This window comes from Bacillus sp. Xin1, from assembly GCF_013314535.1.
Lineage (GTDB): Bacteria > Bacillota > Bacilli > Bacillales > Bacillaceae_G > Bacillus_A.
This window is the reverse complement of sequence record NZ_JABUAE010000035.1, coordinates 1-14,379: the sequence shown is the minus strand read 5'-3', so window position 1 is coordinate 14,379 and position 14,379 is coordinate 1. Positions and strand designations below refer to the sequence as shown.

The following is a 14,379-nucleotide window of genomic DNA, read 5'->3' as shown; positions in this document are numbered from 1 at the left end:
ATTTTTTATAATACCCATATAGGTATATAGAGGCAGGGAATTAGCATGGAGAATCAGAAGAAAACAACAATTGTCTTATTTAGCGGAGATTATGATAAGGCGATGGCAGCTTATATTATTGCGAATGGTGCAGCAGCGTATGATCAAGAAGTGACGATTTTTCATACGTTTTGGGGGTTAAATGCACTCAGGAAAGATGAACATGTGCAAGTAAAGAAAAATTTCTTAGAGAGAATGTTTGGAAAGATGATGCCTCGCGGAGCAAATCAGATGGGATTATCCAAAATGAATTTTGCTGGCATGGGCCCTAAAATGATCAAGCACGTTATAAAAAAGCATAATGCTATGCCACTTCCAGATTTAATTGATATGGCAAAAGAACAAGGTGTTAAGCTTGTAGCTTGTCAAATGACGTTTGATTTATTGGGCTTAAAACAAGAAGAGATTATGGAAGATGCCGAGTTTGCTGGCGTGGCAGCTTATTTAGCAGATGCTTCTGATGGAAATGTGAATCTATTTATTTAATAAATAAATAGATTCCTTAAGAAAAAATGATGAACGCCACTGGAGACCCAGTGGCGTTCAATGATTAAGCCCAAATAAGCTTCATCAAATTTTCATATTCATCATTTGCAGCTTTATATAATAGTCTCGTATGTTCAAATACAAGAGCAGGGTTAAAGTATGGTTCTGTAAATACAAGGGACGTTGAAATGTCGATTGAATCATTTTTACTAATTGTGAATTTTGCGAATCGATATGCTGTATTTAGCTCGTTGATTACATGCAATAAATCGCTTTTCTTAGCTGCATCATGAACTTGAGCGACATTGAAGCAATATATATCGACAGTAGGATGCTCGTTATGAAAGGCAGCGATAAGACGAACTTTTGCACCGCTCTCTGTTTCTAAGTTTACTGAAAAAAATACGGAACCATCATTTTCATCTATGTTTTCTTCCATATGTATTTCATTGGATTTTAGGTAATCTTTAAAGTCTGAAACGTTATGTTTTACTGCGGCTTTCATATGTTTTTGCCCCCTGTTAATTGGAATATACATCTATCCCTTATTATAATTTAAAGATAGGGGAATTGATAGTTGAAAAGTTAGAATTTTTAATATTTTTAGAAGTTATTCACGGATAAAAGGTTAGAATTAATAAGAAACCCAGCTCTACTTCCATAGAGCTGGGTTTCTTATTAATTCTCATTCGATGTAGCTTCTGTATCTGTGTCTTCATCGTTGTTGTTATTTTTTTTGTTAGTAGAACTTTGCTGATGATCGGTATTGTGTTTTGTATTTTTGGTGTTTTCATCCGATGTAGTTTCTATATTTGTGTCTGTGTCTTCATCGTTACTGCTATTTGTATCTTTCGTTTTCTTTTTGTCTTCTTTATCGCTAGAATTAACTTTCTTATACTCCGGTAATCCAAGGTGAGTGCGAAGTTGATTTGTTAAATCTGTTAGTTCTTTTGAATCTGGTTTGTAGTAATATGTTCGTCCATCTCCAGCAGAACGACTACATGTATCGTCACCTTTTGCCATGTAGCAGTCTGAACCATTGAGTTGTAATTTTTCAAGTGAAGAATCTACACCGTATTTATAGAATGATAGCATATCATCGAATGTTAAGTTTGTAACAAATTGTCCGTTAATGTCATCAATAATATTTCCTACTTTTGTTACAGAATCAACGCTTGTTAGTTTTTTCAGAATGGCTTCAATAACAAGTTGTTGACGTTGCCCACGCATTGCATCGCTGTCAATATGACGTGTTCTAGCAAGAGCAAGAGCTTCTTCACCATTTAATTTTTGAACGCCTTTTTTCAAGTGGATTGCACCTGGATTATCGTTGCTATCTTGCTCTGTAAATTCAACAGGTACATCTACTTCAATACCACCTAAATCATCAACAATTTTCATAAATGATTTAAAGTTGAATTTTACAAAGTAATCAACAGGTACATTGAGTAATTTTTCTACTGTATCAATACTTGCTTGAGGTCCACCATCTTTTCCATTTTTTGCAGAGCCATATGCATGTGCATGTGTAATCTTATCTTTTTTCTTTTCTATTGGGATATAAGTATATGTATCGCGAGGGATACTTAAAAGTTTTACAGTTTTGCTATCTTTATTAAAAGTTGCAAGTAACATTGCATCTGTTCTTATGGCATCACCGTATTCTTTACCACGTACATCACTTTCGTCAACGCCCATTATTAATACGGATACATTATTTGTAATAGGTTTAACAGCTTTATCACGTAAATCTGATTTATCACCGCGTGCTAAATCGTGAGCGGCATTTCGAACAGCAGAGGATGCTTTATTTACTAAAAACCAAGTATAACCGCCTCCTATTATTAAAAATAATAAAAGGGCACTTATGATAATTTTTGTTTTTTTCTTTCCTTTTTGCGTATTATTTCGTATATTTTTTTGCCAAGATGGGATTTGATCCATTTCATATACTCCTTCATTTGGATTGAAATACGACACTCATATCACCTAATTATAATGAAATTTGGCGAAAAAGAACATTACAAATCATTTACATTTCGCAAAAGTTCAATTTATTTTACAAAAAGTCAGATTTTTCGACTCTTTGTAAAGCGAATTTTAGGGGTTTAAACGATAGAACAAGTATAATTTGTTGAAATATGTTCAAAAGGGCGATTATATAACTTTCTATAAATTTAATATAATGAAGTAAAAAGACTGCTTGTTAGGAGTAAAGGAGATAGGCATAATGAATCATACATCGTTTCGAGCAATTTTTGTAAATGAGAAGGCAGAAAATCAATTTGAAAGAACTTTTGTTGAGAGGGATATAACAGATTTGCCTGAAGGGGAAGTGTTAATACGTGTTCATTATTCTTCGCTGAATTATAAAGATGCCCTTTCAGCTACTGGGAATAGAGGCGTGACAAGAAAATACCCACATACTCCTGGAATTGATGCAGCGGGAGAAGTGATTAGTAGTCAAAATCCTTCTTTTAAAACAGGGGATCAAGTAATTGTAACCGGATATGATTTAGGAATGAATACCTCTGGTGGATTTGGTCAATATATTCGCGTCCCTGCATCATGGGTTGTTCCGTTACCAGTAGGGCTATCGTTGAAAGAAAGTATGATGTATGGAACAGCAGGTTTTACAGCTGCTTTGTCTGTACACAAATTAATTACAGCAGGAATTACACCTGACATGGGAAGAATTCTTGTTACAGGAGCAACAGGTGGAGTTGGAAGTGTTGCAGTTAGTATTTTAGCAAGGTTAGGATATGATGTCGTAGCTGCGACTGGAAAAACGGAAGAGAAAGAAATGTTACTTCATTTAGGTGCAAAAGAGATTATTTCATCGCGATGAAATAAATGATCAATCGGGAAAACCAATGTTAAAAGGAATATATGCTGGTGTGATTGATACAGTTGGTGGAAGTACGTTAGCAACTGCTTTAAAAGTAGTTCAATATGGTGGAAGTGTAACGACGTGTGGGAACGTTGTAGGACATGAATTTAAAACGTCTGTATATCCATTTATCCTGCGTGGTATTAATCTGTTAGGAATAGATTCTGTACAATGTCCAATGATAGTAAGAAAGCAGATTTGGTCAATGTTAGGGGATGAGTGGAAGAATTTAGACTTATTACCTTATACGGCAGAATGCACATTAGAAGAATTACATGATAAATTTGAACTTATATTGCAAGGGAAGTTAAAGGGAAGAACGATTGTGAAGGTATTATAGTATCGTATGTATAAGACATGATATAGAAAAAGACGATCTTATCAAGATCGTCTTTTTTGTATTATAGTGTTTGTTTTAAAGCGAATTTTCCTTGTGCTCCTAGAACGCCATCTGCAATATTTACAGCGTGATCACCGATACGCTCTAAGTTGCTTACCATATCAACATAAATAATACTTGCATCACCTGAGCAACTACGTTCATTTAGGCGTAGTACGTGGCGTTTACGTAATACACGTTCCATTTGATCAATTTTACGTTCTTTTGTAATGACTGTTTGTGCAAGTTCAATATCAAAGTTTGTTAAAGCATTAATTGCATCTTGCAATGTTGAAGTTGTTAGTTCAAGCATTTCGTTTAGTTCTGCCATTGCTTCATCCGATAGTGTGACGCGATTAGAAATTTGGGAGTCAACAAGCTCCACAACATTTTCTACATGGTCTCCAACTCGCTCAATATCACCGACAACAGATGCTAAGACAGAATGTTTTTCTGAATCCATTGGTGAAAGTGGTTTTTCAGAAAGTAATACTAAATAATCGGTAATTTTTCTATCTAAATTGTTAATAGCGCCTTCTAATTGAGCTGCCATATTAGCATGTTTCTTGTCTTTTGTATTTAAAAATAGAGTTGCTTCTTTTAGTCCGTGTAATGAGAATTCTGCCATACGAATAATTTCTTTTTGTGCCTCTGTTAAGGCGATGGCAGGAGATTGTTCGATAAAAATTGGATTTAAGTGCTGCGGTTTAAAGTCAATAGCAGCATCTTCTCCGCGAATAATTTTTGTTACAATCCATGCTAGAACTGCAATGAATGGGAACTGAATAATCGCATTCGTTACATTAAATGTTCCATGTGCAAAAGCAATTGTCATTTCTGGATTTAAGTTTAATGATGTTTGGAAATATTGAATTAAATTTGTAAATGGTACTAATAAAATTGTAAAGATGATCGTACCAACTATGTTAAAGATAACGTGTACTAACGCTGCTCGTCTTGCTGCAATAGAAGTACCAATCGCTGCTAATACAGCTGTAATTGTTGTTCCAATATTATCACCAAATAGTACAGGTAGAGCAGCTTTTAAATCAATTGCACCTTGGCCAAATAATTCTTGCAGGATCCCAATTGTTGCACTTGAGCTTTGTACAATTAATGTAAAGACTGTACCTACGATAACACCTAGGACTGGGCTGTTACTCATACTAACAGTTAATTCTTGGAATGATTCTAAAGAACGCAGAGGTTTCATACCTGTGCTCATTAATTCTAAACCGAAGAATAACATACCAAATCCGAATACGACTTGTCCAAGAGATTGGACCTTTTTATTTTTAAAGAAGAATAGTAAGATTGCCCCAACTGCCATAATTGGAAGAGCATATTCTCCGATTTTAATTCCGATAATAAATGCTGTAACGGTCGTACCAATATTCGCACCCATAATCACACCAATTGCTTGTCTTAGTGTCATAAATCCAGCACTTACAAGTCCAACTGTTAAAGCGGTTGTTCCTGAGCTAGATTGAATGAGTACGGTAACTAACATACCTGCTAGTACGCCCATGAGTGGGTTAGTTGTAAAGCGATCGAGAATGTCGCGGAGGCGATCACCAGCTGCTTGTTGCAGTCCGTCTCCCATGTACTTAATCCCGAATAAGAAAATACCTAATCCACCAATAAACTGGAAGATCATGTCTTGAACATTAAATTCCACGCATTTCACTCCTTAAATTTCATGTACGGTGTAATTATTAACTAAAAGTTGAGGTGGTGTAAATGATATCAATGTAAACTTTACATTAAATTTACAAAGCTTTAAAAAATTTACGTAACCTTAAAAAAAGACCGTTTACATTATGGGTAATTATGGTTTGAATGTAATGTTATTCTGTACAATTTGCCTGTAATAATCATAGTATTTGTATGTATTAGATGAGAATATGAACTGAACAAAAAAAGTGGGAGTTTAACGGTAGTATGTAAAAAACCAAAGTAGAAATTTCATTTTAGAAAAGCGATTTAGTTATAAGTACATATGTATAAAATAGGAGGGGAAAATCGTGTTAGATAAAATAAATGGTTATTTATTAGCGATGGAACAGGTTAATCATATGACGAATCATGGATATACTTTTCATTTTCATGAAATAGTGAAACAAGATACGATTCTTGCCACTATTCAAACATACTTTGAAAGAGAGTATCACAGTCATGAAATATGTAATAATTATGGAGAACGATTGCAAAAAGTATTAGATCGATGGTTTTTTGAAAGAGAATTTTATTTAAAATATGATAATCAAATGTTACATGCGGTAAAGAAAGACACTAGGGTTCAAACATTTCTTGAACTATTAGACTCATTTTTTTATGGAAGACACGTAATTACATATGAAGTCCAAAGTGATTACGATTGGTACGTCAGTGCTGAGCATTTTGTATTTGAATTGGAGGACAAAGTGTATGTATTGGAATTAGGAGTAAATGATTGAGCACCTATTTAGAAATATGTACATTTGAAATCATATAGATAAAGTGACGGCTAATAATCAGTGGTAGACGAAGCCCCCACTGATTATTAGTCGTCTTACTGCCAGCAAATAGAGGGATAACATGAAAAGCTGCTGAATTATCCAGCAGCTTTTTCATGTTTTTTATCCAGTTGTTTTTGCTTTCGTACATTTGTAATGTAAATAAAAAGAAATGCAATCAGTAACACAGAGGAGTAGCGATATACAGTTGCATAGTCTGTAAAGTGTGCGATGAATCCAAAGATAATGGCTCCTGCTCCAATTCCAAGATCAAATGCAGAAAAGAATGTTGCGGTAGCAACGCCGCGGCGATGCGGAGCGACACGATCGATCATCCATGCTTGTAAGGCTGGCTGGATAGCACCGAATCCACTTCCGTAACAGCTTGCTGCAATAATTAAACTTGGTATTGTTGTTGTATACGATAATAAGATAATGCCTGCAAAGGTTAAAATAACACCGGGAATAATAACAAATGCATGGCCTTTTACATCATACAGTCTTCCTGAGAAGGGACGTGTTACTGCGATAGCAAGGGCATTAAATAAGAAGAAAAGGCTAATATCAGCGATGCCAACTTGCGCTGCAAACAACGTGATAAAGCTACCGATCCCTCCGTACATTAGTGTAATACATAATATTAATAATGAAGGAAGTAAAGCTTTCTTTTCGATAAATCCATCTAAAAATGATTCATGTGCTTGGTGAATTGGTTTTTCAGTTGCTTGAATTTTGAGTAGTTTTGTTAATATTAAAGAAAGTACGGTACAAGATAGCGCACATAAAAAAAGAATTGTAAAGTTATAAGTTTGCATGAGCCATAGACCAATCAGAGGGCCAAGTGCCATAGCGATCGTTCCAGAGAGACCGAAATACCCCATACCTTCACCACGGCGGGCTGCTGGAATTAAGTAGGAGACTACAGTCCCATATGTCGTGGTTGTAATACCGAAACCGGCTCCGTGTAAAATACGAACAGCGAGAAGAAGGAAGACAGTAGAGGCAAATAGATAGCTACCCATAGCAAGTAGGCAAATGGCAGTACCAGTCATTAAAATAATTTTTTTACTAAATTTTTGTAGTGCATTTCCAGTGAGTGGCCGAATAATTAAAGCTGCCACAGTAAACATTCCAACAACAAATCCGATGTTTGAACTTGTGCCACCAATTTCTTTCACGTAAACAGGCAATGTTGGAATTAACATTTGAAAGCCTAAAAACATACATAAGTTAGCGAAAATAAGCGCAATAAATTCCTTTGTCCATAATGGTTCTCGTTTTACGAGTGCTGCTTCTCCCATATATTCATCCCCTAAATATTTTTCTCTGTTCTTTCGAGTATATGTAGTAGCTGGTAGAAGAGTCAAGAAAGGTGAATTGGAAGGATGCAACAAATTTTTTGGGTAAAAAATTTACAAATTTGTGTAAATACTACACAAACGCTCTCAAAAAAGGTAAAGTATAGATGTATAGTCTGCTAGTTGTTATGATTGATAGAGAAATTTTTCTCTAAAAAGAAAGCGGATTCAAATAAATAGTGAAGTAGAAGAGAATTTCTACTATTTTACTACATATGTTTGAAAAGGTTTACAAAATGATGATGAAGAAAGAGGCGTATACGCATGAGACGATTAGGTATTTCTATTTATCCAGAACATTCTACAGTAGAGAAAGATAAGGAATATTTAACATTAGCACATCAATATGGTTTTACACGTGTATTCACATGTTTATTATCAGTGGATGGAGAAAAAGAGAAAATTGTGAAAGAGTTTAAGGAAACGATTTCGCATGCGAATGAATTAGGTTTCCAAGTACTTGTTGATATTAGTCCAGCTGTTTTTGAACAACTTGGTATTTCTTATAATGATCTTTCATTCTTCCATGAATTAGGTGCATATGGTATTCGTCTAGATGTTGGTTTCTCAGGATTAGAAGAATCGATTATGACATATAATCCATATGGATTGAAAATTGAGATTAATATGAGTAACGGTACGAAATATGTTGATAATATTATGAGCCATCGTCCGAATCGTGAAAACTTAATTGGTTGTCATAACTTCTATCCACATCGTTATTCTGGTCTTTCGTATGATCATTTTATAAAATGCTCGAAACAATTTAAAGATTATGGAATGAGAAATGCTGCTTTTATTACGTCATTTGATGCAACGTATGGGCCATGGCCAGTAACAGAAGGGTTATGTACGTTAGAGCAACACCGTGAATTACCGATGACAACGCAAGCGAAACATTTATTTGCAACAGAATTAATTGATGACGTGATTATTGCGAATGCATATGCATCGGAAGAAGAATTAAAAGCGCTTGGAGAAGTAAATAAAGAAAAGCAAACGTTTGATGTAGAGATTTATGAAACAACAACAGAATTAGAGAGGAAAATTGTATTAGAAGAGCCACATTTTTATCGCGGGGATGTGTCTGAATATATGATTCGTTCTACGCAGAGCCGTGTGAAATATAAAAAAGAAGAGTTTAAACCTCATCATACAAGACCAATTAAACGTGGTGATCTTCTTATTGATAATGAACAATATGGTCAATATAAAGGCGAATTACAGCTTGCCTTAAAAGATATGGTAAACACAGGGAAAACAAACGTAGTTGGTCGTGTTGTAGAAGAGGAAATTTTCTTATTAGATTATTTACAAGCTTGGGATAAGTTTGGATTTGCATTAAAGAAATAATATGTTGATATAGATGAAGCCGTTCTGTATATACATGATGGCTTTTTGGGGATTATACGTGTGAAATAGTAAATGAAATTTTATCGGCGATTCGACAAAGGATATCGACTAACCGGCAAATAACGATAAAAAACAAGAGTCTACCGGCTCTTGTTTTCTAACATGCTGTAAAAAAGGTTGCCCATTATAAGGCAACCTTTTCTATTATTCATATCGTAAACATTCAATTGGATCAAGTTTTGCAGCTTTATTCGCTGGTAGTAAACCGAATAGAATACCAATTAACATAGATAATGCTACTGAGATTAAGCCTAGTTTTATAGAAACAACAAGTGGCCATCCCGCAAACATTGCGACAATCCAAGCGAAGAAGATACCTAGCATAAATCCGATGAATCCGCCTAATGCTGTTAGAATACAAGATTCAATTAGGAATTGCATTAATACTTTTCCGCGCGTTGCACCAAGTGCTTTACGGATACCAATTTCACGCGTACGTTCTGTTACAGAAACGAGCATGATATTCATAACGCCGATACCACCAACAAGTAATGAAATGGCTGCAATACCACCGAATACGCTTTTTAGGATACCTGTAAAGCTATCGATTTCTTTCAACATTTCTTGTGGGTCTGGTACTTCAAATTTCCCTGTATGCTCTGGTTTTTTCGCATCATTTAACGATTTGACAACTGCATCTTGCACAGTTTTCTTATCTTGACCGGGAGCGGTTTTTACTGTGATACCATCATAGTTGTTTTTGCCGAATAATACAGGCCAGTTTTCTGCAGAGATAGCACCTTCTTTAGATTCCATGCCACCCATCATTGCTGTTGATTTAGTAGAATATACACCAATTACTTTATAGGGCGTACCTTTTATATCAACATACAAGTTTGATTCCCATGAAGAGAATAGTTTATCAAATGCATCTTTGTGTAATACGATTGTATGCTGAGGCTTATCTAAATCAGCGGTGGTGAACAATTTACCGTGTTCTAGTTTGAAGCGGGATGTATCTTCAAAGTAATCGCCTTTTACACCCGTTATATCAATATCTAATTCTTTTTTTCCGGCATATACTTTTTCTTTTCCTCTAACATCAGGATACACTTCTTGAACACCGGAAATTTTGGAGACATCGTCATACATACTAGAGGAAATTTTTCCGTCCATATCTGAATAATCTTCTGTTCTGTAGTTCACTGAAAACTGATCTTTCTTTTCATTACCGATTTGTTCACGGAACTTGGCGTTCGTTCCGTCCCCAATAGAGATGATTGTAATAATGGCACTAACCCCAATAATAATCCCCAACATCGTTAATACAGAACGCATTTTATGAGCAAAGATTGAGGAAAGGGCCATACGTATATTTTCACTTGTGTTCAAAATTAACCTCTCCAATCTTGGACGATATTTCCGTCACGAATTACAATTTGGCGTGCTGCCGCTTCCCCAATTTCACGGTCATGGGTAATCATAATGATTGTTGAGCCTTGTTTGTTTAATTCGTAAAAGAGGTCCATAATTTGTTTACTTGTCTTTGTATCAAGTGCACCAGTTGGCTCATCGGCTAAGATGAACTTTGGATTATTTACAATTGCACGAGCAACGGCAACACGTTGTTTTTGACCGCCAGATAATTCATTTGGTAAATGTGTTGCACGATCTGCTAAACCTACTTTTGTTAGTGCAGCTAATGCACGTTCACGTCGTTCTTTTTTATCTACACCTGCGTAGATAAGTGGTAACTCTACATTTTGCAGTGCATTGAGGCGAGGGAGTAGCATAAAGTTTTGGAATACAAATCCGATTTCTTTATTACGAATATGAGCGAGTTCTGTTTCCGACATATTTGAAATATCTTGTCCGGCTAACGAATAAGTACCGTCTGTCGGTTTGTCTAAGCAACCAATAATATTCATTAACGTGGACTTACCAGAACCAGATGGCCCCATAATAGAAGTGAATTCGCCTTGGTTAAGTGTTACATCAATACCGTGTAAGATTTGAACAGTTTCTTCACCGTTTTGAAAGGATTTCGTGATGCCTTTTAAGTCAATCATTGGGCATTAACCTCCATGCCATCTTTTAAGTCTTTTTCTGGTTTAGAGATGATTTGATCACCTTTTTTTACGCCAGATACTTTTGCTTCGCTATCTGTTTCAAACTCAATAGTAACTGCTTGTTCTTTTGCTTTCCCATCTTTCACGATGAATACAATATTTTTATCGCCTTTTTTCACAATGCTGCTTTTTGGAATCACTGTACCAGTTGCTTCGCCGGACTTGCTTGTTACGTATACGTGGAATCCAGTTTGCAACTCTTCATTATTATCTAATGTAACGATAAATTGATAGTTAGAAACTGTCTTGTTCTCATCCATGCTTTTTACTGGTGTTGTACCGATTTCAGTAACTTTTCCAGTCCATGTTTTTCCTGGTACCGTTTTTGATGTGACAGTTACTTCTTGCCCAACTTTTACGTTAGCTAGTTCATATTCTGATAGCTGTCCTTTTACTTTTAATGGACCAGCGTGACGAATTGTAATACCGCTCATACCTGTTTTTTCGTCTGCATTTTTTGTAATATCATCAATTACGCCATCAACAGGGCTTGTTACAGAAAGAGTAGTTAATTTCTCTTTGCTTGTTTGAATCATTTGATCAGCTTTTTCAACTTCAAATTTTTTCATTTCAAGCTGAGATTCAAGTGTTTGAATTTCAGTTTCTGAAGCTTTTAACGCTTCCGCAGGTGCACCAGCGTTTTTATCTTTTTGTAATTTTTGTTTTGCTGCATTTATTTGTTTGTTTAATAATTCTACTTCTTTATTCGCAAGCTTTTTTTGCATTTCTGCTTCCGTAACACCTAATTTCATAGTAGGGTCATTGTATTTAAATAGTAGTTGCCCTTTTTTTACTTCATCGCCTTTTTTAACAGCTAATTCATACGTTCCTTTTGATGGATCAAATGCGATTGTTTCGATTCCATTTGGAATCACTTCACCGCCAAATTTTTGTGCATTTTCAATTTGTTTTTCTGATACTTTATAGCTGCTGTATGCCATAGCCACGTCAGAACCGCCACCAGCAAAAGCAAAATATGAACCTGCTGCAATCCCAATTACTACTACACTCGTAATTAACACTTTATTTTTCTTCTTCATCTATTTATCACCTTTTCGTTCGTTTTTGGTATCTGTTTTTAGTATAGAAGAGAAGGAAAATGTGACAAATCGTTTTATCTTACAATAACATTACAGTTTTGTAAGGTTCACATAATGGAGGCGGAGCAGATTGTTTGGCGCGCCTTTTCTTTCTTACAATAATACTGTATGAAGGAAAGGAATAAGGAATATGGAAACATATGCAAAAAGAATCACTAGAATCTTAAGCTAGTGATTCTTTTTTGTATAGAAAATATTTACAATTCTGAAAATTATTTATAAAATAAAGCGGAGTATAAATAGAATGGAAATTTGTATAGAGAGAAGGGGGAAAATGGCAAGAAGGGTCATTTCAAATGGAGTAGAGGTTACAGTGCAATTTATTCTTTCTGTTATCGGAATTATTTGTTTAGGTGCTCTTCCAAAATTATTTGAAGGGTTACATATTAATTTTTCGCAGTATGTACAGGCTTTAAAGATGTTAGTTATGAAGCTGATAGATGTTCCAAACTTAACGTATGGGATGAATCGACCGTTATTTCCGCAACTATTTATTCATTATAAGGAAACGATGATTATTTTTTTAGCTTCATTTTTTATTTCATTATGTATAGCTTTTTGCATTGTGTATATGATGATGAGAAGTCACCCACACATACAGCGGCGCATTAAAACATTCCTGCTTTTTCTTGAGTCCATTCCAGACATTCTACTTATTATTGGATCACAAATTCTTGTCGTATGGTTTTTTCAAAAGACAGGTTTTTTACCTATTAAGATTGCTGCGCTAAGAGGAGAGTCTATTCGAGGCTTACCTATTATTTGTTTAAGTATTCCCACTACAATTATGTTTGTAAAGCTATTACTCCTTCGTTTTAAAACAGAATTAGAAAAAGATTATGTGTTATTTGCACGGGCGAAAGGGTTTGATCGCTTTTATATTTTAAATCGCCATGTATTGCGGAATGTGTTGCTTAGTACATTGTTTTTTGCGAAAACAAATATTTGGTTTATGTTATCAAATTTGTATATTATAGAATGGCTTTTTAACACACATGGTATTTTTGTATTCATTAAAAATTATCAACCGGTTGAAGTTTTTACAGTGAGTATCTTACTTATTTATATCCCGATCTTTATTCTATTTAAGTCGTTTCATTATTTCGTTCCAGATGCGATGAAAGAGAGGGCATAAGAGATGTGGAAATATATAAAGCGTGATAAAAAGTTTTGGTTTAGTATTTTATTTCTTGTTGTGTTAGTTGGACTTAGCATTGGGAATACGTTATGGAATGGAGGACATATTCGCCAAGTTACGTTGCAATATGATGCGCAAGGAAATGTAGAAGCTCCACCATTTGCGCCTTCATGGCAATTTTTACTTGGTACAGATCGAAAAGGTTATGATTTGTTAAATCTAGTTATTGAAGGAGCAAAGTGGACCATTGGTATATCTGTTTTTATTGCGATGATGCGGGTGGCTTTAGGTGTCTTTTTTGGTGTTATATTAGGAACCTATGTAAAAAGAGGGTTTTCAAAAATTGAAGCGTTTTTTGATAGCTTTACAGTTATTCCAACTGTTATGATTGCGTATTTTTTTCTTCAGTTTGCAACTAGTTTTGTGAATGGAGAAGAGACGACTAGTTTTTTTGAGAGGGCATTATTTCAGGTCATATTGCTTGTTGTCCTGGCGGTTCCGACAATTTCTCTTTATGTTGCAAATGAAGTGCGGAAATTACAAAAGGAAGAGTTTATAGATGCTGCTCGTATATTAGGCGGAAGTAGAAGGCGTATTGTTGTGAAACATCTGTTTCCGCACTTATATATGACGTTTGTACTTGTATTGATGCAGCAGTTTATTCAAACGCTTATTATCTTTCTTCACTTAGGATTGCTTGAAGTGTTTTTCGGAGGGACAGTAAGCTTTGGGCGAACTGAGGTAGATTCTTACACACATGAATGGTCTGGTTTAATAGGTGTATATTTTCGCTCTCTATCAGTGCATCCATGGATTCCGCTTGTACCAATTACTTTTTTTGGACTCACTATCTTCTCAGGGAATATGATTGTAAGAAGTATAGAGGATGCGATAGCAAAAATAAGGTTAGGAGAAATGAAAAAAGAGGAGGAAGTAGAAGAGGTGAAGTCTGTTTCACTTCCTAAAGAAGAGTTATTTACATTTAAACATACGATGTAAAGAGCCTAGGAAA

Annotated in this window: 13 protein-coding genes and 1 pseudogene; 6 read left to right on the top strand and 8 right to left on the bottom strand. The window is 35.2% G+C overall.

The window, feature by feature from the left end; genetic code table 11:
• Window positions 1-45: 45 nt before the first annotated feature.
• Window positions 46-525, top strand: coding sequence for a DsrE/DsrF/DrsH-like family protein (locus HRG09_RS22210; RefSeq protein ID WP_174102979.1), 480 nt, complete (start codon window positions 46-48; stop codon window positions 523-525).
• Between the two features lie 64 nt (window positions 526-589).
• On the opposite strand, the gene HRG09_RS22205 is transcribed toward HRG09_RS22210, so the two are convergent.
• Both HRG09_RS22205 and HRG09_RS22200 read right to left on the bottom strand, forming a co-directional pair.
• A complete protein-coding gene (locus HRG09_RS22205; protein WP_174102978.1) occupies window positions 590-1,030 on the bottom strand; it encodes a hypothetical protein in 441 nt (146 codons plus the stop codon).
• 173 nt (window positions 1,031-1,203) lie between these two features.
• On the bottom strand, window positions 1,204-2,469 hold the full coding sequence (locus HRG09_RS22200; protein ID WP_174102977.1) for an LCP family protein: 1,266 nt from the start codon (window positions 2,467-2,469) through the stop codon (window positions 1,204-1,206).
• Window positions 2,470-2,755: 286 nt separating this feature from the next.
• Here HRG09_RS22200 and HRG09_RS22195 point away from each other — a divergent pair.
• Window positions 2,756-3,755: pseudogene (locus HRG09_RS22195) on the top strand (YhdH/YhfP family quinone oxidoreductase).
• 61 nt (window positions 3,756-3,816) lie between these two features.
• On the opposite strand, the gene HRG09_RS22190 reads toward HRG09_RS22195, so the two are convergent.
• Window positions 3,817-5,472 (bottom strand): Na/Pi cotransporter family protein, encoded by a 1,656-nt coding sequence (locus HRG09_RS22190; protein WP_174102976.1) that lies wholly within the window; start codon window positions 5,470-5,472, stop codon window positions 3,817-3,819.
• A gap of 346 nt (window positions 5,473-5,818) precedes the next feature.
• Here HRG09_RS22190 and HRG09_RS22185 point away from each other — a divergent pair, with 346 nt between their 5' ends.
• Window positions 5,819-6,250 (top strand): hypothetical protein, encoded by a 432-nt coding sequence (locus tag HRG09_RS22185; protein WP_174102975.1) that lies wholly within the window; start codon window positions 5,819-5,821, stop codon window positions 6,248-6,250.
• A 4-nt stretch (window positions 6,251-6,254) separates the two neighbouring features.
• On the opposite strand, the gene HRG09_RS22180 is transcribed toward HRG09_RS22185, so the two are convergent.
• Window positions 6,255-6,407 carry a hypothetical protein gene (locus tag HRG09_RS22180; RefSeq protein ID WP_174102974.1) on the bottom strand — a complete coding sequence of 51 codons (153 nt, stop codon included), beginning with the start codon at window positions 6,405-6,407 and terminating at the stop codon, window positions 6,255-6,257.
• The gene (locus tag HRG09_RS22175) at window positions 6,388-7,590 is read right to left on the bottom strand and encodes an MFS transporter (protein WP_174102973.1); all 1,203 of its coding nucleotides are present in this window, start codon (window positions 7,588-7,590) and stop codon (window positions 6,388-6,390) included. Before HRG09_RS22175 ends, HRG09_RS22180 begins: the two co-directional genes overlap by 20 nt.
• 321 nt (window positions 7,591-7,911) lie before the next feature.
• Here HRG09_RS22175 and HRG09_RS22170 point away from each other — a divergent pair, with 321 nt between their 5' ends.
• On the top strand, window positions 7,912-9,000 hold the full coding sequence (locus HRG09_RS22170) for a DUF871 domain-containing protein (RefSeq protein WP_174102972.1): 1,089 nt from the start codon (window positions 7,912-7,914) through the stop codon (window positions 8,998-9,000).
• 204 nt (window positions 9,001-9,204) lie between these two features.
• On the opposite strand, the gene HRG09_RS22165 is transcribed toward HRG09_RS22170, so the two are convergent.
• Genes HRG09_RS22165 through HRG09_RS22155 form a run of 3 tightly spaced genes read right to left on the bottom strand, consistent with a single transcriptional unit; the run spans window position 9,205 to window position 12,169 of the window.
• The gene (locus HRG09_RS22165) at window positions 9,205-10,368 is read right to left on the bottom strand and encodes an ABC transporter permease (protein ID WP_483862118.1); all 1,164 of its coding nucleotides are present in this window, start codon (window positions 10,366-10,368) and stop codon (window positions 9,205-9,207) included.
• Between the two features lie 26 nt (window positions 10,369-10,394).
• A complete protein-coding gene (locus tag HRG09_RS22160) occupies window positions 10,395-11,069 on the bottom strand; it encodes an ABC transporter ATP-binding protein (protein WP_174102970.1) in 675 nt (224 codons plus the stop codon).
• Complete coding sequence (locus HRG09_RS22155; RefSeq protein WP_174102969.1) at window positions 11,066-12,169, bottom strand: efflux RND transporter periplasmic adaptor subunit; 1,104 nt, start codon at window positions 12,167-12,169, stop codon at window positions 11,066-11,068. Before HRG09_RS22155 ends, HRG09_RS22160 begins: the two co-directional genes overlap by 4 nt.
• 334 nt (window positions 12,170-12,503) lie before the next feature.
• Between HRG09_RS22155 and HRG09_RS22150 the strand changes: the two genes are divergently transcribed.
• Both HRG09_RS22150 and HRG09_RS22145 read left to right on the top strand, forming a co-directional pair.
• Complete coding sequence (locus HRG09_RS22150; RefSeq protein WP_174102968.1) at window positions 12,504-13,364, top strand: ABC transporter permease subunit; 861 nt, start codon at window positions 12,504-12,506, stop codon at window positions 13,362-13,364.
• A 3-nt stretch (window positions 13,365-13,367) separates the two neighbouring features.
• Window positions 13,368-14,366, top strand: a complete 999-nt coding sequence (locus HRG09_RS22145; protein WP_174102967.1) for an ABC transporter permease — start codon at window positions 13,368-13,370, stop codon at window positions 14,364-14,366.
• The last annotated feature ends 13 nt before the right edge of the window (window positions 14,367-14,379 follow it).